This is a genomic window from Ferrovibrio sp., from assembly GCF_046297895.1.
In the GTDB taxonomy this organism is placed as follows: domain Bacteria; phylum Pseudomonadota; class Alphaproteobacteria; order Ferrovibrionales; family Ferrovibrionaceae; genus Ferrovibrio.
Genome location: NZ_JBKBHC010000008.1, coordinates 137,402 through 156,111 on the forward strand (window position 1 = coordinate 137,402; position 18,710 = coordinate 156,111).

The following is an 18,710-nucleotide window of genomic DNA, read 5'->3' on the forward strand; positions in this document are numbered from 1 at the left end:
CTTCGTTACTCGGCTGTGTCGGTGGTGGCGGCATCCGCGCGCGGCGGATAGGGCCCGAAGAAATCGTAGGGTCGGGCCAGTTCTGCCAGCGTCACGCTTTCCAGCGCGCTGCGGATGGCCGTGTTGATGCGGTTGATGCCGCGGCGCGACACGCACAGATTCTCGCGGTCGCAGGCGCTGGGCTGGTGGTTGCTGGAGCATTGCGTCAGCGCGATCGGGCCATCCAGCGCGGTGACGATGGCGGCAACCGAAATGGCTTCCGGAGCATCCGCCAGGCGATAGCCGCCATGGGCGCCACGCTGGGAGGCGAGCAGGCCTGCGCGGGACAGTTTGGCCATGATCTTGGCCACCGTCGGTCCGGGCAAACCCGTGGCGGCCGCGGCATCGCCGGCATTATGCACGCCGCGGGGCTCGGCCGCGACATGGGCCATCACCATGACGCCGTAATCGGCCAGCCGACTGAGACGCAACATATTGCAAATCCTTCGCAATTACGAAACCGGACTAGATCGGTCGGAATCATCGGCGCAAATAAGACCAATCCGGTCTGTTTTGCAAGATGATTTCCCAACCCCCGAAGTCAAGCCGGCGCTCACGACGATCCGGAGCGGTTTAAACCCGTCTTTAAGGGGTGCCGGGCAAAGGTTAACGCCCAGAGCCATGGAGGGCGGGACGTGAATCGTAAACAGCGGCGGGCACAGGCAAAAACAGCGGCGACACCCGGTTCCGCCGCCCTGCCCCCGGCCACCGTGCAACTGGAGGCCAACCGGCTGAACGACCAGGCCCTGCGTCTGCATGCCGCGGGGCGGCCGGCCGAGGCGATTGCCCTGCTGCGGCAGGCCATCATGCTGAACGGCCGCCAGCCGCTGTTTCACAGCAACCTTGGCGAATTGCTGCGCCAGAGCGGCGATCTGGAGGCTGCCCGCGCCAGCCTGCAGCAGGCCATCCTGCTGGCGCCCAAATACGCCGAGGCGCACAACAATTACGGCAACCTGCTGGGTCAGCTGGGCGAGCTGGACGACGCGATCAAGGCCTACGAGGCGGCCATCGGACTGAAGCCCGACTATGCCGAGGCGATGAGCAACCTGGGCGCCGCGCTGATCAACCGCCACGACCATGCCGGGGCAGCAGACATCCTGCGCCGGGCGATTGCGCTGAATCCCGGCATTGCCATGTTCCACAAAAACCTTGGCATTGCCCTGATCGCGCTGGGCGATGTGACCGGCGCCGAAGCCGCCTTCAAGGCCACTTTTGCCGCGCCGGTGAAACTGCCCGCCGACAGCGTCGAACTCATGATTGCCCTGGGCGACCTCGAGCGTTTCAAGGGCGATATCGAGGCCGCCCTGCATTGGTATCACCGCGCTTGGCAGGCCAAGCCGGGCGATGGTGAGGCGCATATGCGCTATGCCGTCGCCCTGATGGTGAAAGGCGAGTATCGCGAGGCGTGGCCGCATTTTGGCGCCCGCTGGAGCCTGGCCGACACCGATGTCGACAAGCGGCCGTTTGACCAGCCGATCTGGCGCGGCGGGCCGCTGCCCTCCGGCGGCCGGATGCTGCTGTTTACCGAACAGGGCGTGGGCGAGACGCTGGTGCTGATCAGCCTGATCCCTGAACTGCTGCAGAAAACGATCACGCCGGTGATCGAATGCGATCCACGCATGATCCCCCTGCTGCAGCGCAGCTTCCCCGGCATCGAGGCCTATGCGCGCACCAATCCTCCCAACCCGCGGTTCCGCGAACCCGATCTGGCCGTGCAGGCCACACTTTTCGATGTGGCCGCGGTGCTGCGCCAGTCGCCGGCCGACTGCACGGGCGCCCTGGCCCTGCGTGCCGACACGGCACGCGCGGAAGCATTGCGGGCCGGCTATCGCAAGGACCATGGCGGCCCTCTGGTCGGCATCGCCTGGCACAGCGCGAATCCCAAGCTGGGGGCGCCGAAATCGGCGCAGCTTGCCGATTTCGCCCCCTTCCTGAGTCTGCCCGGCTATCGCTTCGTCGACCTGCAATATGGCAACCGCGAAGCCGACCGCCAGGACCTGAAGGCGGCCTGCGGCGCCGAGCTGCTGGTCGATCCCGACATCGACCAGCTGAAGGACCTGGATGCTTTCGCCGCCCAAGTGGCGGCCATGGACCTGGTGATCGCCACCAGCAACACCACGGCCCACATGGCCGCCGCGCTGGGCAAGCCGACCTGGGTGCTGCTGAACAAGGGCATATCGCCGCACTGGTACTGGGGCCTGGAGGGCGAACGGACGCCATGGTATCCGACCGCCCGGCTCTGGCGCCAGCAGACCGCCAACGACTGGCGCGGCCAGGCGGAATCCGTGGCCGCGGAATTGAAGCGGACGTTGCCCTCGACTACATCTTAGCGGCCATGGATTCCTCGCCAAACACCGCCACCGACGCCGCCATCCCGCTGGAGACCGCTTTCCGTGCCGCCATGCGCCGGCTGGCGGCCACCGTGACGGTGATCTCCACCCGCTCGGAAAGCGGCCTGCGCCAAGGCATGACGGCGACGGCGGTGACCTCGGTTTCTGCCGACCCGCCCGCCGTGCTGGCCTGCGTCAACCGCTCGGCAGCCCTGCATGCCCAGCTTGGCCTCGGCCGGCGCATCTGCATCAACCTGCTGCATTGCAGCCAGCAACGCCTGTCGGAAGTCTTCAGCGGCGCGCTGGAGGGCGAAGCCCGTTTCGGCGAGGGTGAATGGCGCAGCGATGCCGATGGCGTGCCCTATCTGGCCGATGCGCAGGCGAACATCTTCTGCGAGGTCGAGGCGCTGCATGCCTATGGCACGCATTCCATCTGCATCGGCCGCGTCGTGCGGGTGATATGCCGCTCCGATGTGGCGCCGCTGGTCTACCAGGACGGCGCCTACATGTGCACAGGGCCGCTGGCAACGCCGCAGGAATAGCGATCAGGAATACAGCGCCTAGGAATACAGCGCGACAGTGCGCAGCAGGCGGCGAAACTCGTCCACCACCTTGCGCTCGACCTTTTCATTCAGCGCCACTGCGCTGCGCAGCTTGCGCGGCCGCAGCGGCACCACCTGCGCAGCGGCCGCCATGGCCGCAGGCCGCGGCAGCGGCTTCTCGGGCAGCGGACGCGGGCGCGGCGGCAGCGGCGTGACCTTGGCGGCCGGTCGCGTCACCGCTCCGCCCATGGCCTGGGACAGCGGCGCGAGCTTCAGCTTCGGGTGATCGCGGAAGCCGGCCGAGGCATAGACCGCTATCCTGCGCTTTCCGTCCGGCAGCTCTTCGATCAGCAGAAGGTTGGGAAACCGCGCTGCCAGCAGGGCATAGGTCTCGTCGGCCAGGAAGCTCGGTTCGGGCGTCGCGCACCAGCGCTTCTGCGCCTCGAATCCAAGCGGCCGGCCATGGGCGCGATAGAGCCGCTGCATGGCATCGGTGAACGCGCCATCCTTGTGGAAGACCAGCACGATCTGGCGATGGACGTCCTGCGGGCTGTGCCGCCGGCAGACCAGCAGCGCCAGTTCATCCGGCCGCGCGCCCAAGGCCGCCGCCGCGCTGAAAAACCCCAGCACGGTGCCCGCCGCCCGCACATCCTGGGTCAGGAACCCGAGGCGGTCGGCATGCGGCAGGGTGCCGATGGGGTTGAAGAAGCGCGGTTGCAGGTTCATGCCCATATCCTAGCGGCTTAACCCGCCCGCGTCTTTGGTTAACCGCCAAACAGGCGGGCGAACCAGCCGTAGCGCCACCCGGCGATGGCCAGCGCGACCACCAGGGCGAGCAGAAGATACCAGCCCCAGGGCTGACGTTTCTCAGCAAAGGGGTCGCTCAGGGCGCGCTCGGAACCGGGCGGCAGCTTGGCGAGTTGCGTCAGGTTGCCGCCGAAGGGGATGTTGATCAGCGCGCGGGCATTCACCGCCCAGCCATTGGCATCCAGCAGCGGACCAAGATTGCGCTGCCGCAGCTTCATCGCCGCGATCACCATCGACGGTCCCGAGATCACCAGTATGAGACCGATGATCGCCAGCGGAATCTGCCACCAGGCAAGATTGAGGAAGCCGGTGACCACCGAGGCCAGCGCGGTGCCGATGGCGCCGACCGCCAGGCCGATGGCGGCGAAGATGCCGGCGAATTTGGCGACATCGAAAGCCGGCGGCGGCGCAGCGGCCGGAGCAGCCTGGGCCGGCGCGCCGCTCAGCACCTGGCTGCCGGTCTCCAGCAGCTTCTGGGTCATCTGCGTCTCGTTCGCCTTGCTGCGCGCGGCGGCGAATTTCTCGATCTGCTCGCCGATGAACTTGCCGACCTTCTTGAACGGCAGCCAGAAGGCCTCGCGGATGCTGATCGGATGGCTGACGATCTTGACCACCACGGCATCCCAGTCGTTCCCCTGGCGGTCGTAGAACACGCCGTTGCGGCCGACCATCAGCTGATCGGCATCGCCGCCGGTGACAGCGGCGGCAATGGTCATCTTCTCGTTGCTGCCGCGCCGTACGCAGTCGCAATAGAGCAGATAGATGCGGCTGAGCGTGGCCAGCGTGGCATGCTTGGCCGGGTCCTCCACCCTGATGCAGAGATCGCAGGAGCGGCCGTCGATATAGAGCGTGCCGACCTGGAAGATCGCCTTGCCCCGCCTGGTGTAGAAATCGCGGAAAGAAACGAAGTTGTTGAGCAGCGGCACCAGGTCTCGCAGATAGCGCGCCAGCGTCTCGACGGCGGCGATGGCCTCGAATTCCGGCGCCAGCGCGGCATCGGCCGCGATCAGTGCGGCGATCTTTTCCTTCGCACCGGATGCGGCGATTTCGCGCACGCGGGCAATGCCCAGTTTTTCAACCAGCCCACCCTGCTTGCGTTCCAGCCAGCCGATGGCCGGCCCCAGCCTGGCCTGCAGGTCGCGCCATTCCGCCTCGCTGAGCATCTCGCGCGGACCGAGCAGCGGCAGGATCGCCGCCTCGCGCAGCCGGGCGATGGCATCGCTCCAGGCCGGATTCACGCCATCGCGCAGCGGCAGCGGCCGTTCGGCGGCCACGCGGGCGAGCGGAAATGCCGCGGCAGCGGTTGCGCCGGCCGAAAGATTGCCATCCGCCAGGGCCGCGAAATCGGCGGCATCGGCATTCAGCGCCGCCCCGGCCTGCGGATCGTAGGCGGCCAGGCGGCAGCGGAAGAAGTAGTCGTCCACCTTGGCGGCAACGGCCTGCAGGGCCATCACCGCAGGCAGGGTCGCCTCGCCCAGCGGCAGGATGCCCGCTTTGCCCTCGGCCTCGCCCCACCAGGCCAGATAGGCATCGACGGCGCCGAAAAAGGCCTCCGCCTCTTCCTTGCCGATGCCGGTCTCGCCGCCGCGGTCGGCCCTGGCCGCAACCAGCGCCATGATGTCGCGGATCACGGCCGCCGTTTCCGGGTCTTTCGCCGCGGAGGGCGGCACGATGCCGTCGCCGTTCAGCGTGGTGCCGGCCAGGATGCGCTGCACGTCGGCTGCGTCCTCTGGCGTGATCGCCGCCGCATCCGGCCGGCCGATATTGGTGAGGATGCGCTTTGCCGAGGCCACGATGCGGGCGCCCTCGGCATGGCTGTCGTCGACCAGCGCCAGCGGGAGTTCGCCATGGCCGGCGAACATCGCAGTGGGGTCGCGCAGCAGGCCGCAGGCCCAGCGCACGGCCTGCAGCAGCTCCGGCACGCGGATGCGGCCGTCCCGGTCGCTGTCGATCAGGTCGAGCGTGCGCCGGTCGAACTCGACGCTGGCCGTCGGGCAACTGAGGGCCAGCCAGAGCTTCTGGTCCAGCTCGGACAGGTGACGCAGGTCCTCTGCCGTGTCGATGCGGACCTGGTCGAAGCCGCCGGCGCGGAAGAAGCGCCAGCGATGGCGCGGCGATGAAACGTCATTGTCCTGGGCTGCCATGGCTTTCCTCGTTCTGCGTCGGTCAGGCGGCCTGCTTGTCCCCCCGCAGGAATACTAGCCCGCGGACGCCGTCGCGACGAGGCCGATCCGGCTGGAACAGGAGACGAACGAATCTCGGGTCTGGCCATGATGGCGCCGAACCTGCTAGCCATGCGGCAACAGGGAGTCGAATCCGATGCTCATCAACTGCGTCGCCTATCGCCAGGGCGAGAAACTGGCCGATCTGCCGATCCAGAAGATCAGCGACTATGTCGGCCAGTCCGATACCGTGGTCTGGGTTGCCCTCAAGGATGCGACGGCCGACGAACTGGCCGAAATGCAGGGCGAGTTCGGCCTGCACGACCTGGCCATCGAGGATGCCCGGCACGGCCACCAGCGCCCCAAGATCGAGGAATACGGCGATTGCCTATTTGTGGTGATGCAACTGCTCACCATCGTGAACGGCGAGCTGGAAGTGGGCGAGGTGGATGTTTTCGTCGGCCGCGACTTCGTGCTGTCGGTACGCAACCGCAGCAGCCAGACCTTCCTGGGCGTGCGCGACCGCTGCGAACGCGAACCGGACCTGCTGAAAATGGGCTCGGGCTTCATCCTCTATGCCCTGATGGATGCGGTGGTGGACCGTTACTTCCCGGTGATCGACGCGTTCGAAACCGAGCTGGAGGAGATCGAAGACCAGATCTTCACCAAGGGCGCGGCGCGGCAGAATATCGAACGGCTCTACGACCTCAAGCGCAAGGTGATGCAGCTCAAGCATGCCGTGGCCCCCCTGATGGAAGCGGTTTCCAAGCTGCATGGCGGCCGGGTGCCGCGCGTCTGCGCCAGCATGCAGGAATACTTTCGTGACGTTTCGGATCATCTCGTGCGCATCAATGCCTCGGTGGAAAGCATCCGCGACACCATCGGAACGGCGATCCAGGTGAACCTGGCCATGGTGACCATCGAGGAGAGCGAGGTGAACAAGCGGCTGGCGGCCTGGGCCGGCATCTTCGCCGTGGCCACCGCGCTTGCCGGCATCTGGGGCATGAATTTCGAATTCATGCCGGAACTGAAATGGCAATACGGCTATCCCGCCGCGCTGCTGGCGATGGGCGGCATCTGCGGCCTGCTCTACTGGCGCTTCAAGAAGAGCGGCTGGCTGTAGGGGATTGCTGCGGCGGCCGGGAAAAATGGTGGGCGCACTAGGGCTCGAACCTAGGACCCGCTGATTAAGAGTCAGCTGCTCTACCAACTGAGCTATGCGCCCATTTTTCCTCGGGCGGCCGGGGCCGCCGAAAGCCGCGTGAAAATATCCGGATTCGCCGGAATTGCAAGCGCTTCGAACCGCGGAAAAACATTTTTCCGATCAGGGATTTAGCCCGGCCGAGTCGGGCGCTGGCGCAGTCGATGGCTAGAGCCCGCTCATATGGCGGGGAATCTCCACATCGCGGTGGACATAGACGTTGATCAGCAGCCCCAGACCCACCAGAAGCGTCATCATCGCCGTGCCGCCGTATGAGACCAGCGGCAGCGGCACGCCCACCACCGGCACCAGGCCGGATACCATGGCGATGTTGATGAACACATAGAGGAACAGCATGGTGGTGAGGCCACCGGCCAGCAGCCGGCCATACTGGCTGCGCGCGCGCAGACTGATGGCATAGCCATAGGCGATCATCAGGATGTAGAGCGCGATCAGCATCAGGGCGCCGATCAGGCCATGCTCCTCGGCCAACATGGTGAAGATGAAGTCGGTCTGCTTCTCGGGCAGGAAGCTCAGATGCGCCTGGCTGCCCTGCATATAGCCCTTGCCGGTGAAGCCGCCCGAGCCCAGCGCGATCTTAGATTGCAGGATGTGATAACCCGAACCGAGCGGATCTTCCTCGGGATTCATGAAGGTGAGCACGCGTTTCTTCTGGTAGTCGTGCAGGAAATTCCAGGCCAGCGGCAGGCTGGCGCCGCCGGCCACGATCACGGCGATGAATTTCCAGGCCCGCACGCCGGCGAAGAAAAACACCGCGCCCGACGAGGCCAGCAGCAGCATGGCGGTGCCCAGGTCGGGCTGCTTCATCACCAACCCCACCGGCACCAGCACGATGGCCAGCGGAACGAACAGCCAGCTGATGCGGCCGACCTCCTCGTAGGACAGGCCATGGAAATAGCGCGCCAGCGTAAGAATCAGGGCGATCTTCATGATTTCAGACGGCTGGACATGGAAAAAGCCGAGATCGAGCCAGCGCTGCGCGCCCATGCCGATCCGGCCGAACAAGTCCACCGCCACCAGCAGCACGACGCCGACGGCATAAACCAGATACGACAGCCGCATCCAGATGCGGATATCGGTGACCGCGATCGTGATCATGACCAGCAGACCGAAGGCGAAGCGCACCATCTGGCGGTCGGCCCAGGGATCGAGGCTGCCGCCAGCGGCGGAATACAGCGTGGCAAAACCCGTGCTGGCAACCAGGGTGATCAGCAGCACCAGGCCCCAGTTGATATCGCGAAGCTTCTTGCCGAGCGACAGATCGTTGCCGCGGCTGGACCAGTGTGGCATGTCAGCTCCCTCCCCTGGCCGGATTGGCCGAGGCTGTGGTGGGGCCGGGCGCGGTGCGCGGCTTGCGCGAGGGATCGAGGCGCTGGGTCTCCAGCATGATGTCGCGGGCGATCGGGGCGGCCGCCTTCGAGCCCGAGCCGCCATGCTCGACGATCACCGCGCAGGCATAACGCGGCGCCTGAATCGGCGCGTAGGCGACGAACAGGGCATGGTCGCGCTCTTCCCAGGGCTTCTCCTCGTTCTTGCGCACGCGGGTTTCGCGTTCCTGCCTGCTGATGCGGCGCACCTGGCTGGAGCCGGTCTTGCCTGCCATGGCATACTGCGCCAGCGTGATGCGGGCTCCGGCCGCTGTGCCGCGCGGCGGCGAGGTGACGCGGATCATGCCTTCCAGCACGTAATCCAGATGCTCGCGCTTCAGCCCGACATGCGGCCAACGCTGGGCCGCCGGGCGCGGATCGGTCGCCGGCCCCAGCACGCCATCCTCGCGCACGATCCGCGGGATGACGGCATAGCCGCCATTGGCCAGCCGCGCGGCCATCACGGCAAGCTGCAGCGGCGTGGAGGTGACGTATCCCTGGCCGATGCCGATCACCAGATTCTCGCCCTGCGCCCAGGGCTGGCCGAGCGTGGCCTGTTTCCAGGCCCGGGTCGGGATCAGGCCCTTGCGCTCGCCGGTCAGGTCGACGCCGGTAAAGTCTCCCAGGCCAAGGCGTCTGGCCATCTCGGCGATCTTGTCGACGCCGGTGCGCCGCGCGATTTCATAGAAATAGACGTCGCAGCTTTCCTCGATGGCCGAGACCAGGCCCATCGTGCCGTGACCGCCCTTCTTCCAACAATGGAAGGTGTTGTTGCCGAATTCCATATGGCCGGGGCAGAAGACGCGGGTATCGGGCGTGGCAGTGCCGGCTTCCAGCGCGGCGAGGCCGACCAGCATCTTGAAGGTGGAACCGGGCGGATACTGGCCCTGGATCGCCTTGTTGATCAGCGGCTTGTATTTGTCGCCGTTGAGCTGGCGCCATTGCGCCTGGGTGATGCCGACATTGAACCAGTTCGGGTCATAGCCCGGATTGGAAACCAGGCTGAGGATCTCGCCGGTATGGATATCCATCACCACGGCGGCGCCGCTCTCTTCGCCAAAGCGCTCCATGGCGAAACGCTGCAGATCGGCGTCGATGGTCAGCACGATGTCGTCGCCGGGCTGGCCGTTGTTGCGCCGCAATTCGCGGATCGCACGGCCATAGGCGTTGACCTCGATCTCGCTGTGGCCGGCGCGACCGCGCAGCCGCTCGTCATAGACCTTTTCAACGCCGCTCTTGCCGATGCGGAAGCCGGGCAGTTCCAGCAGCGGATCGTCGCCCAGCTCGTTTTCCGCCACCGCGCCGACATAGCCCACCACATGGCTGAACATCGGGCCATAGGGATAGTCGCGGGTTTCGCCGACATCGAGCTGCACGCCGGGCAGGTCGGGGCTATGCAGGTTGATCTTGGCGAAATCGTCCCAGGACAGATTCTCGGCGACCACCACCGGCACGAATTTGCGCCGCCGCTCGATCTCGCGCTTCACGCGCGCCTTCTGGCCGTCATCGACCTGGATCAGCTTGGAGAGCGCTTCCAGCGTTGCATCGACATTACGGGCCTGTTCGGCGACGATCAGCACCCGGTAATTGCGACGGTTGGAGGCCAGTTCGTGGCCGAAGCGGTCGAGCACGCGGCCGCGGCGCGGCGGCAGCAGGCGCATGCTGATGCGGTTTTCCTCGGCCAGCAGCGTGTATTTGTCGGACTCCATCACCTGCAGGTAATACAGCCGTGCCGCCAGTGCTCCGAACAGGCCGAGCTGCGCCGTGCCCAGCAGCAGGGCGCGACGGGTGAAAACCCGCTGCAGGTCGTTGTCGCGCCGGTTGATCGCCATCGCCGCCCCGGTCGCCGTCAGGCCGCTGCCGCCGCGCGCAGCCAGCGGCGCTCCAGCCGGCTGAGCAGCCAGTAAACGGCCGGATACAGGGCCAGCGACAGCAGAAGCTGCGCCACCAGCGGCGTCACCGGCAGCATCTGCCAGTGCAGCAGGGAGATCAGCGCCCAGCAGACCGGCAATACCGCAGCGATCACCAGCGCAAAGGCCGCCCAGTTGACCAGGAAGGACGAGCCGAGGAAGACGCGCCGCTGCGACACGCCCAGTTCATGGGCCAGCAGCAGCACCAGCGCATTCAATCCAAGCGGCCCGCCGCTGAGCAGGTCGAGCAGCAGGCCAATGGCAAAGGCGCCCGTCATCGTCATCAGGTCGGAGCGGAAGATGCTCCAATAGAACACGGCCATCAGGGCGAAAGCCGGACCGACCACATCGAAATGGGGCAGACCCAGCGGCAGCAGGCCGAACAGCACCAGCGCCAGGCTGCTGATGATCGGCAGCAGGGCGCGGATGCGGCGGCGGGTCTGGCGGAGCAGCGCAGACATCCCGCGCGCTCCTACTGATCCCTGGATGGCGGCGCGAGCGGCAGGATCTGGGCGGCCGGATCCTCGGCATCGATCCGCGTCTCGTCGAACTGCATCACGCGGAGGAAACCCAGACGGCCCAGATCGACCAGCGGACGGACGCGCACGGCACCGTCGATTTCCACGATCTCGCCGACCGGAATGCCGGCAGGGAACTGGCCGCCATCGCCCGAAGTGACCACCTGCATGCCGATGGCGGGCTTGGCCGCACCGGACAGGTATTCCAGCCGCGGCAGCGGCGAGTTGTCGCCGGTCAGCACGGCGCGATGGCCGCCCTCCTGCAGCATCACCGGCAGGCGCGAGTTCAGGTCGGTGAGCAGAAGGATGCGGGCGGCCCGATGGCCGACCTCGGCGACGCGGCCGACATAACCGCCCTCGCCGATCACCGCCTGGCCCTTTTTGACGCCATCCCTAGCGCCGACATTGATCAGCGCGGTGCGCACGAAGGCCCCGCCGCCATCGGCGATCACGCGGCCGGTCACGAATGTCTGGCTGAGATCGGGGCCTGCGGCCAGCAGACGGCGCAGCGCGGCATTGTCCTGCTCCAGCCGGCGTGCCACTTCCTGCCATTGCAGCAGACGGGCGTTCTCGGTGCGCAGGCGGAAATTCTCCTCATGCACGAAGAGGATGTCGTCGACCCAGCCGACCATGGCATTCACGGCCGCCACCGGCTGCGCCACCGCGCTCAAGACCGGTTCGACGATGTCGGCAACCATGGCACGGGCCCGTTCCACCATGGGCCGGTCGATGCGGCTGACCAGCACGAGGCCGACGGCGGTAGCCAGCAGCAGCAGAAAGGCAAAACGCTGCAGCAGCGCACGAAACGGCGCTGCGATCCACATGCTGCGTCCCGACCGTCTTGCCATATGCCCCTGTCATGCCCTCCGCAGGCCGTACCGATCAGTACGGCGGATTGTACAGAACGTGCTTCAGCGTCTTCATCTCCTCCAGCGCGCGGCCGGTGCCCAGCGCGACGCAGGAGAGCGGTTCATCGGCGATCGAGACAGGCAGGCCGGTCGCGTGCCGCAGCACCAGATCCAGATTGCCCAGCAGCGCCCCACCGCCGGTCATCACGATACCCTTGTCGACGATGTCGGCGGCCAGTTCCGGCGCGGTATGCTCCAGCGCGACCTTCACGGCCTCGACGATGGCACCGACCGGCTCGGCCAGGCTTTCGGCGATCTGGCGCTGGTTGATCACCAGCTCCTTCGGTACGCCGTTCATCAGGTCGCGGCCCTTGATCTCCATGGACAGGCCATTGCCGTCTTCCGGCGGCGCGGCCGAACCGATCTGCTTTTTGATGCGCTCGGCCGAAGCCTCGCCGACCAGCAGGTTATGGTTGCGGCGGATGTAGGCGATAATGGCTTCGTCCATCTTGTCGCCGCCGACGCGCACGCTGCGCGAATAGACGATGCCGCCCAGCGACAACACGGCCACTTCCGTCGTGCCGCCGCCGATATCCACCACCATCGAGCCGGTCGGCTCGGTGACCGGCAGGCCGGCGCCGATCGCCGCGGCCATCGGTTCCTCGATCAGGAACACGCGGCGTGCGCCGGCGGACTCGGCGGAGTCCATGATGGCGCGCCGCTCGACCGCGGTGGAACCCGACGGCACGCAGATGATGATCTGCGGCGAGGCAAAGCTGCGCCGGTTATGCACCTTGCGGATGAAATGCTTGATCATTTCCTCCGCCACCTCGAAATCGGCGATCACGCCGTCGCGCAGGGGGCGGATCGCCTCGATGTTGCCCGGCGTGCGGCCCAGCATCTGCTTGGCCTCGTCGCCGACGGCCAGCACCTGCTTCTTGCCGCGGTTATTGGTAATCGCCACCACCGAAGGCTCGTTCAGCACGATGCCGCGCCCCTTGACGTAAACCAGGGTATTGGCCGTGCCAAGGTCGATGGCCATATCGGCCGACATGAAACCCATCAAACGCGAGAACATCCAGTAAGATCCTCACCAACGAAATGCTGCGCCGTTATCGCCTCGGGCACCGGTGCAGCGCAACCCCCAGTCCCCCATAATTTCAGCCCTGCGCCGGCCGCCCGCCGCAGGCCCGGATTCAGGCACTCAGGGCCGCCGGGGCGGTCTTTTCCCGCTTCACCAGCAGCTTGTTGAGCGCGTGGATATAGGCCCGGCAGCTCGCCACCAGGGTATCGGCATCGGCCGCCTGTCCGTTCACGGTTTTCCCGCCCTCTTCCAGCCGCACGGTGACTTCGGCCTGAGCATCGGTGCCCTGGGTCACGGCATGCACCTGATAGAGCTGCAGGGTGGCGGCATGGGGGAACAGGGCCTTGATGGCATTGAAGGTGGCATCGACCGGGCCATTGCCGGTCGCCCTGACCGATTTCAGGGCGCCGTCGATCTCCAGCTCCAGTTCGGCGCTCTGCGGCCCCTTGGAACCGGCGATCACCTGCAGGCTGACAAAGCGGATGCGCTCGTTGCCGCGCGCCATCGTGTCGTCAACCAGGGCGACGAGGTCTTCGTCAAAAACTTCCTTCTTGCGGTCGGCCAGATCCTTGAAGCGGCCAAAGGCATCGTTGAGCTGGTTGTCGGCGAGGTTGAAGCCGAGTTCCTCCAACTTCTTGCGGAAGGCATGGCGGCCGGAATGTTTGCCCATCACCAGTGTCGAGCGGTTCAGACCGACCGATTCCGGCGTCATGATCTCGTAGGTGCCAGCATGCTTGAGCATGCCGTCCTGGTGGATGCCGCTTTCATGCGCGAAGGCATTGGCACCGACGATGGCCTTGTTCGGCTGCACCACGAAACCAGTGACAGCCGAAACCAGACGCGACGCCTTCATGATGTCGGTGGTCCTGATGCCCGTTTCGAACGGCATGGCATCGCCGCGCGTGCGCAGCGCCATCACGATTTCTTCCAGCGCAGCGTTGCCGGCGCGCTCGCCCAGACCGTTGATGGTGCATTCCACCTGGCGTGCGCCGCCGATCACGGCGGCCAGCGAGTTGGCGACGGCAAGACCCAGGTCGTTGTGGCAATGCGCGGAAAACCTGGCTTTATCGCTATTCGGCACGTTTTCGATCAGGTAGCGCATCAGCCGGGTATATTCCTCCGGGACGGTATAGCCCACGGTATCCGGCACATTGATCGTGGTGGCGCCGGCCTTGATCGCGCTTTCGATCAGGCGGCAGAGAAACTCGGGGTCCGAGCGCGTACCATCCTCGCAACTCCATTCGATGTCGTCGCACAGGTTACGCGCATAGCTCACGCTGTCGATCACCGCCTGATGCACCTGCTCGGGTTCCATCTGCAGCTTGTACTTCATGTGCAGCGGCGAGGTGGAGATGAAGGTATGGATACGGGCACGCCTGGCGGGCTTGAGCGCTTCCCAGGCACGGTCGATGTCCTTGCGGCCGGCGCGGCTCAAGCCGCAGACGGTGGACTCGGTCACGCGCTTGGCGATTTCGTTGACGGCCTCGAAGTCACCGTTCGAGGCGATGGGGAAGCCCGCCTCGATCACGTCGACGCCCATGCCTTCCAGCACGGCGGCGATCTTGAGCTTCTCTTCCAGATTCATCGACGCGCCGGGCGACTGCTCGCCGTCGCGCAGGGTGGTGTCGAAGATAATTACGCGCTCACGCGCGGGCTGGTTGGTGGCCATGTCACACGCCCTTTCCCACGGGCCGACCATGCCGAAACATCGGCCGGACCGCCTGATTCTGCCGCATTTTCCGTGCTTTAACCATAGTGTACACGCTTTGGCCGGGTTCAATCAAAGGGCGAAAAGTTTCGCCGGGACATGGACTTAACACCAGCACTCTGGGCCAGCATGCTTAACACTCGATGAATTCCCGGCTTCGCCGGGAGATTTCCCATAATATATTGTAAAATATATGTTTTTTGTCCGGCCCGAAGGCGGCCTGCTACGCCAGCACCTGCTCGGCCAGGGCCTGCATTTCCGGCCGCAGCGGATACATGTGCGCATACTGAAGAACCTGCTTGGCGATCAACCTCAAACGGTTCTCGAAACTCAGTAATGGCATGGTCCCCAGCAGCGGCTCGTTGAATGGCGCGATGTCGGCGCGCTGGAACTCCAGCGCCATGCTCATGCGCGGCTTCACGGCGAAGGGGCTCGACTGCGCCCCCCAATGCAGCACGGCCTGATTCCAGACGAAGTAGTCGCCCGGTGCGCCCGGCAGGGCCCGGATCGACGGAAAGTCGATCTGCAGGGCTGCTTCATTTGCCGTGCCGTAAACCGGATCGCGGTTCGCCGGCAGGATGTACATGCAGCCGTTGAGCGGCGAGGCCTCGGTCAGCGGCACCCACATCGTCAGCGACAGCGGCGCTCCATCGGGCGCCAAGGCCCTGCGGCCCTTGTCGCGATGCGGCCGCCAGCCGGCCTGACCGGCTTTCGGGTCGACATGCCAGGCCCAGAAATCCGGCATGACCTGGTAATCAGGGCCCAGGAACATCGCGATCATCTGATGCTGGCGATAGAAAGACGCCCAGGCCTCATCGAACAGGAATATGAATACGGGGGGTATGTTGAGCGAAACGCAGCGCTCGATGGCGCGCGACAAACGGCCCGCAAGATCGACCAACTCCTCGTCCCGCTCCTGAAAATATCCTTCCAGTTGCATTCGCTTTGCCGCCAGCATGGCCGGTTCGTTGCGCAGCGCATTGACCTTGAATGCGCCCTTCAGGCGCTCCCGAATGCTGAGCTCGGGAAACATCTCGCGCCAGAAGGCTTCCTGCGCCATCTCCCGGGTCAGGTTTGGCGGCGCACCATCGGCAGGTGGAGAGACAGGTTCAGTCATCGGCATCGCAATCCGGATTACTGAAACAGCCTACGCCAGGCACACGCCTGACCGCCAGCAGCTTGTGCAATACCCCTGCATGGATCAGGCCTGCCGGTAAAGCGTCACCACGCAGGCTCCGCCCAGACCGAGATTGTGCTGCAAGGCGATGCGCGCCCCCTGCACCTGTCGCGCTTCCGCCGTGCCGCGCAATTGATGGGTGAGCTCGTAGCACTGGGCCAGCCCGGTGGCGCCGAGCGGATGCCCCTTGGAGAGCAGGCCGCCCGAGGGATTGGTCACCACACGGCCGCCATAGGTATTGTCGCCATTCTGCACGAAACCCTCGGCGCCACCCTCGCCGCAAAGGCCAAGAGCCTCGTAGGTGATCAGTTCGTTATGGGCAAAGCAGTCATGCAGTTCCACGACGTCCACATCGCCGGGACCAATACCGGCCTGCTCATAGACCATATCGGCTGCCGACTTGCTCATATCGGCACCGACCAGTTGCATCATGTCGTGCGCCTCGAAGGTGGAAGGATAATCGGTCGTCATGGCCTGGGCTGCGATCTCGACATCGCGGCGCAGGCCGTGCCTCGCTGCAAAGCCCTCTGAAACCAGCAGGGCCGCCGCCGCGCCACAGGTGGGCGGACAGGCCATCAGGCGCGTCATCACACCCGGCCAGATCGCCTGCGCCTGCATGACGTCGTCGACGCTGACTTCCTGGCGGAACAGCGCAAGCGGGTTGTTTTTTGCGTGCCGGCTGGCCTTGGCGCGGATATGGGCAAAGGTTTCCAGCCTGGTGCCGTATTTCTGCATGTGGCTCAGACCGGCGCCGCCGAAATAGCGCAGCGCCAGCGGTACATCGGGCATGCCGACGATTTCGTCGCAGACCGCGTCGAAATCCTCGAATGGGCTTGGGCGGTCGACATAGACCGAACCCAGCGCGCCGGGCTTCATCTGCTCGAACCCGAGCGCCAGTACGCAATCGGCCGCGCCGCTCTGGATCGCCTGCCGAGCCAGAAACAGCGCCGTTGAGCCGGTTGAGCAGTTGTTGTTCACATTGATGACCGGAATGCCGGTCATGCCGATACGGTAGAGCGCCTTCTGGCCGCAGGTGCTGTCGCCATAGACATAGCCGGCATAGGCCTGCTGCACGGCGTCGTAACCGACACCTGCATCTTTCAGCGCCAGCTGCCCGGCTGCGGCGCCCATCTCGTCATAGGATTTGCTGCTGCCCGGTTTGGCGAACGGGATCATGCCCACGCCGGCGACAAAGACCTTGGCCATGTCGTTTCCTCCTGTTTTTATCGATTTCGGTCAAACCAGACCTTAAGCCGATCAAGATACTGCCAGAATTGCTCCAATTCCGCAGGCGTCCAGCCAGAGAAGGCGGGTGCCAGTTCAGGCAGCAGCGCGGCGATCGCCTTGCCATGCGCCGTCCTGCCCCGTGGGGTGAGGAACAGCAGCTTGGATCGCGCATCATCGGCGCTCGGCACTTCGCGCAAGTATCCCTTGGCCAGCAGCTTCTGGGTCGTCTTGGTCACCGCTGGCGGCAGTTGCTGCATGGCGCCGGCGATGCCGCTGACGGTCTTTCCTTCATCGGGCCTATGGCTGAAGTGGTTGAGCATGACGAATTGCGGCAGTGGCAGGTCATGGTCGCGCAACACGCGGTTGGCCTTGGTGGATGCGAGCTGGTCGATGATTCCGATCCAGTTGACGATGCGAAAGCGCCGATCCGGCGGCGCATTGCCTGCCGGTTCAACAGCACCTGCATTCTTCGCAGCAGATCGGGCCATTTCAGCTCATCAACAATGCATCCAACGGCCGTCGCGGTGACGGCGGCACCGGCTCACAATAGCCCAACCGAAATAACATTTGCACCGTCTGGCCCGGCGCGGCTGCGACCGCGGCAAGAAACTCGCGCTGCAAAGCGCCCATCTCCGGATATTCCTGCAGTACCTGGCTGACCGGATGCATGGCAACGCCGAGTTCGGTCGCCTTCAGGTTCAGCCGCACATAGGCCCGACCCACTTCGATCTGGCTTAGCCGGTCATTCGCCGTTGTGGTCAGCCAGCCAAACGACGGCGTGGCGCGCGCCCAGCCAAGCGCATAATCAATACCGCCCTGGTAGGCCATGGTGCCGGGTGTCATCGCCTTGTCCGGCGTCATCAATCCGAGCTTTGCCATCCACCAAAAGAACGGCCCGTGCAGTTCGATGCCATCTGGCTGCGCGGCGATGGCATCGGCACCGATACGCAGCCGGTCGATACTTTCCTTCAGCGTATGCGGGGTTTCCAGTTCAATCAGCATTGCCCGCTCGGTAATACCGCGCAGCACTGCCACCTGAGCGGCGTCGGTGGTGAGGGTCAAGCGCGCGGCATCCGAATGGTGCGACATGCGCAGGGCCTCGGCATGCCTGGACTCGAGGGGAGTCTGGCGGTACGGCTCCTTGGACGAGCGTCGGTGCGGAATCTGCGAGAATAGTGGATCGGCCGGCCCGCTGGCCCGATGCAGCTGGATGCGCGCGAGCGGGCGGTCATCCACGTCGCCGGCAGTAGGCACCCCTTCCGGAAAATACTCGATCTTACAGTCATAGCCATCGGCTCCTGCCGCCAATGCCAGCAGTTCGAGAAAAGTCCCATGACCGATGACGATCTGGCGGGCAAAAGGATCGGTTTCAGGCAGCAGTCGCGTACGGTCGACATGAAGCAGGATTTCGCCGTCCCGCCGCAGATCTACCAGCCATGGCTGCATGTTATGGGGATTCGGCGCCAGCAGCGCCCAGGACAGCGCCCGGCGGCGCGGATCGCGCTCGGCGCCCGGCCCCTGCCACGGTGCCACAGCGCTTGCCGGCATCCGGTCGCAGCCCTGCAACCCGCCGCCAACCAGGGCCGCGCCAACCACGCCACCGCCGATCACCCTTATGAAACCCCGTCGCGACACCGTCATGGCCACCTCCCTTGTTAATTTCCGTGGAACATATTATTATTTCCATGGAAATTAACAAGGTCGCAGAGTGTGACGCTTCGCACAGCCAGAAACGAAAACAGCCGCCGGATCGCTCCGGCGGCCGTAAA

16 protein-coding genes and 1 tRNA gene are annotated in these 18,710 nt (G+C 65.2%); 3 read left to right on the top strand and 14 right to left on the bottom strand.

Annotated features, from left to right (window positions below):
• Positions 1 to 5: 5 nt before the first annotated feature.
• Complete coding sequence (locus tag ACK4FK_RS14985) at positions 6 to 473, bottom strand: SUF system Fe-S cluster assembly regulator (protein WP_409745898.1); 468 nt, start codon at positions 471 to 473, stop codon at positions 6 to 8.
• 201 nt (positions 474 to 674) lie between these two features.
• On the opposite strand from ACK4FK_RS14985, the gene ACK4FK_RS14990 reads away from it, so the two are divergent.
• Positions 675 to 2,369 carry a tetratricopeptide repeat protein gene (locus tag ACK4FK_RS14990; RefSeq protein WP_409745900.1) on the top strand — a complete coding sequence of 565 codons (1,695 nt, stop codon included), beginning with the start codon at positions 675 to 677 and terminating at the stop codon, positions 2,367 to 2,369.
• Between the two features lie 5 nt (positions 2,370 to 2,374).
• Positions 2,375 to 2,911 (top strand): flavin reductase family protein, encoded by a 537-nt coding sequence (locus ACK4FK_RS14995; protein WP_409745902.1) that lies wholly within the window; start codon positions 2,375 to 2,377, stop codon positions 2,909 to 2,911.
• 18 nt (positions 2,912 to 2,929) lie between these two features.
• On the opposite strand, the gene ACK4FK_RS15000 is transcribed toward ACK4FK_RS14995, so the two are convergent.
• Both ACK4FK_RS15000 and ACK4FK_RS15005 read right to left on the bottom strand, forming a co-directional pair.
• Positions 2,930 to 3,637 carry a hypothetical protein gene (locus ACK4FK_RS15000; RefSeq protein ID WP_409745904.1) on the bottom strand — a complete coding sequence of 236 codons (708 nt, stop codon included), beginning with the start codon at positions 3,635 to 3,637 and terminating at the stop codon, positions 2,930 to 2,932.
• A 38-nt stretch (positions 3,638 to 3,675) separates the two neighbouring features.
• Entirely contained in the window at positions 3,676 to 5,862 is a 2,187-nt protein-coding gene (locus ACK4FK_RS15005) for a hypothetical protein (protein WP_409745906.1), read from the bottom strand.
• Positions 5,863 to 6,037: 175 nt separating this feature from the next.
• On the opposite strand from ACK4FK_RS15005, the gene corA reads away from it, so the two are divergent.
• On the top strand, positions 6,038 to 7,003 hold the full coding sequence (corA, locus tag ACK4FK_RS15010) for a magnesium/cobalt transporter CorA (protein ID WP_409745908.1): 966 nt from the start codon (positions 6,038 to 6,040) through the stop codon (positions 7,001 to 7,003).
• 26 nt (positions 7,004 to 7,029) lie between these two features.
• On the opposite strand, the gene ACK4FK_RS15015 is transcribed toward corA, so the two are convergent.
• From ACK4FK_RS15015 to ACK4FK_RS15065, 11 genes are all read right to left on the bottom strand, one after another.
• Positions 7,030 to 7,105: transfer RNA gene (locus ACK4FK_RS15015), tRNA-Lys, on the bottom strand.
• A 144-nt stretch (positions 7,106 to 7,249) separates the two neighbouring features.
• Positions 7,250 to 8,392: a rod shape-determining protein RodA gene (gene rodA, locus ACK4FK_RS15020; protein WP_409745910.1), complete on the bottom strand. Its 1,143-nt coding sequence runs from the start codon at positions 8,390 to 8,392 to the stop codon at positions 7,250 to 7,252.
• A 1-nt stretch (position 8,393) separates the two neighbouring features.
• Complete coding sequence (gene mrdA / locus ACK4FK_RS15025) at positions 8,394 to 10,301, bottom strand: penicillin-binding protein 2 (protein ID WP_409745912.1); 1,908 nt, start codon at positions 10,299 to 10,301, stop codon at positions 8,394 to 8,396.
• A gap of 17 nt (positions 10,302 to 10,318) precedes the next feature.
• Positions 10,319 to 10,840, bottom strand: a complete 522-nt coding sequence (gene mreD / locus ACK4FK_RS15030) for a rod shape-determining protein MreD (RefSeq protein WP_409745914.1) — start codon at positions 10,838 to 10,840, stop codon at positions 10,319 to 10,321.
• An 11-nt stretch (positions 10,841 to 10,851) separates the two neighbouring features.
• Positions 10,852 to 11,721, bottom strand: a complete 870-nt coding sequence (gene mreC, locus ACK4FK_RS15035) for a rod shape-determining protein MreC (protein WP_409745916.1) — start codon at positions 11,719 to 11,721, stop codon at positions 10,852 to 10,854.
• Between the two features lie 58 nt (positions 11,722 to 11,779).
• A complete protein-coding gene (locus ACK4FK_RS15040) occupies positions 11,780 to 12,823 on the bottom strand; it encodes a rod shape-determining protein (protein ID WP_300297710.1) in 1,044 nt (347 codons plus the stop codon).
• A 118-nt stretch (positions 12,824 to 12,941) separates the two neighbouring features.
• Positions 12,942 to 14,498 (bottom strand): 2-isopropylmalate synthase, encoded by a 1,557-nt coding sequence (locus tag ACK4FK_RS15045; protein WP_409745918.1) that lies wholly within the window; start codon positions 14,496 to 14,498, stop codon positions 12,942 to 12,944.
• 262 nt (positions 14,499 to 14,760) lie between these two features.
• Complete coding sequence (locus ACK4FK_RS15050; protein WP_409745919.1) at positions 14,761 to 15,654, bottom strand: phytanoyl-CoA dioxygenase family protein; 894 nt, start codon at positions 15,652 to 15,654, stop codon at positions 14,761 to 14,763.
• An 84-nt stretch (positions 15,655 to 15,738) separates the two neighbouring features.
• Positions 15,739 to 16,920: a lipid-transfer protein gene (locus ACK4FK_RS15055; RefSeq protein WP_409745921.1), complete on the bottom strand. Its 1,182-nt coding sequence runs from the start codon at positions 16,918 to 16,920 to the stop codon at positions 15,739 to 15,741.
• Between the two features lie 17 nt (positions 16,921 to 16,937).
• Positions 16,938 to 17,429: a MarR family winged helix-turn-helix transcriptional regulator gene (locus ACK4FK_RS15060; RefSeq protein ID WP_409745923.1), complete on the bottom strand. Its 492-nt coding sequence runs from the start codon at positions 17,427 to 17,429 to the stop codon at positions 16,938 to 16,940.
• A gap of 1 nt (position 17,430) precedes the next feature.
• Positions 17,431 to 18,582: an Acg family FMN-binding oxidoreductase gene (locus ACK4FK_RS15065; RefSeq protein WP_409745925.1), complete on the bottom strand. Its 1,152-nt coding sequence runs from the start codon at positions 18,580 to 18,582 to the stop codon at positions 17,431 to 17,433.
• Positions 18,583 to 18,710 lie beyond the last annotated feature (128 nt).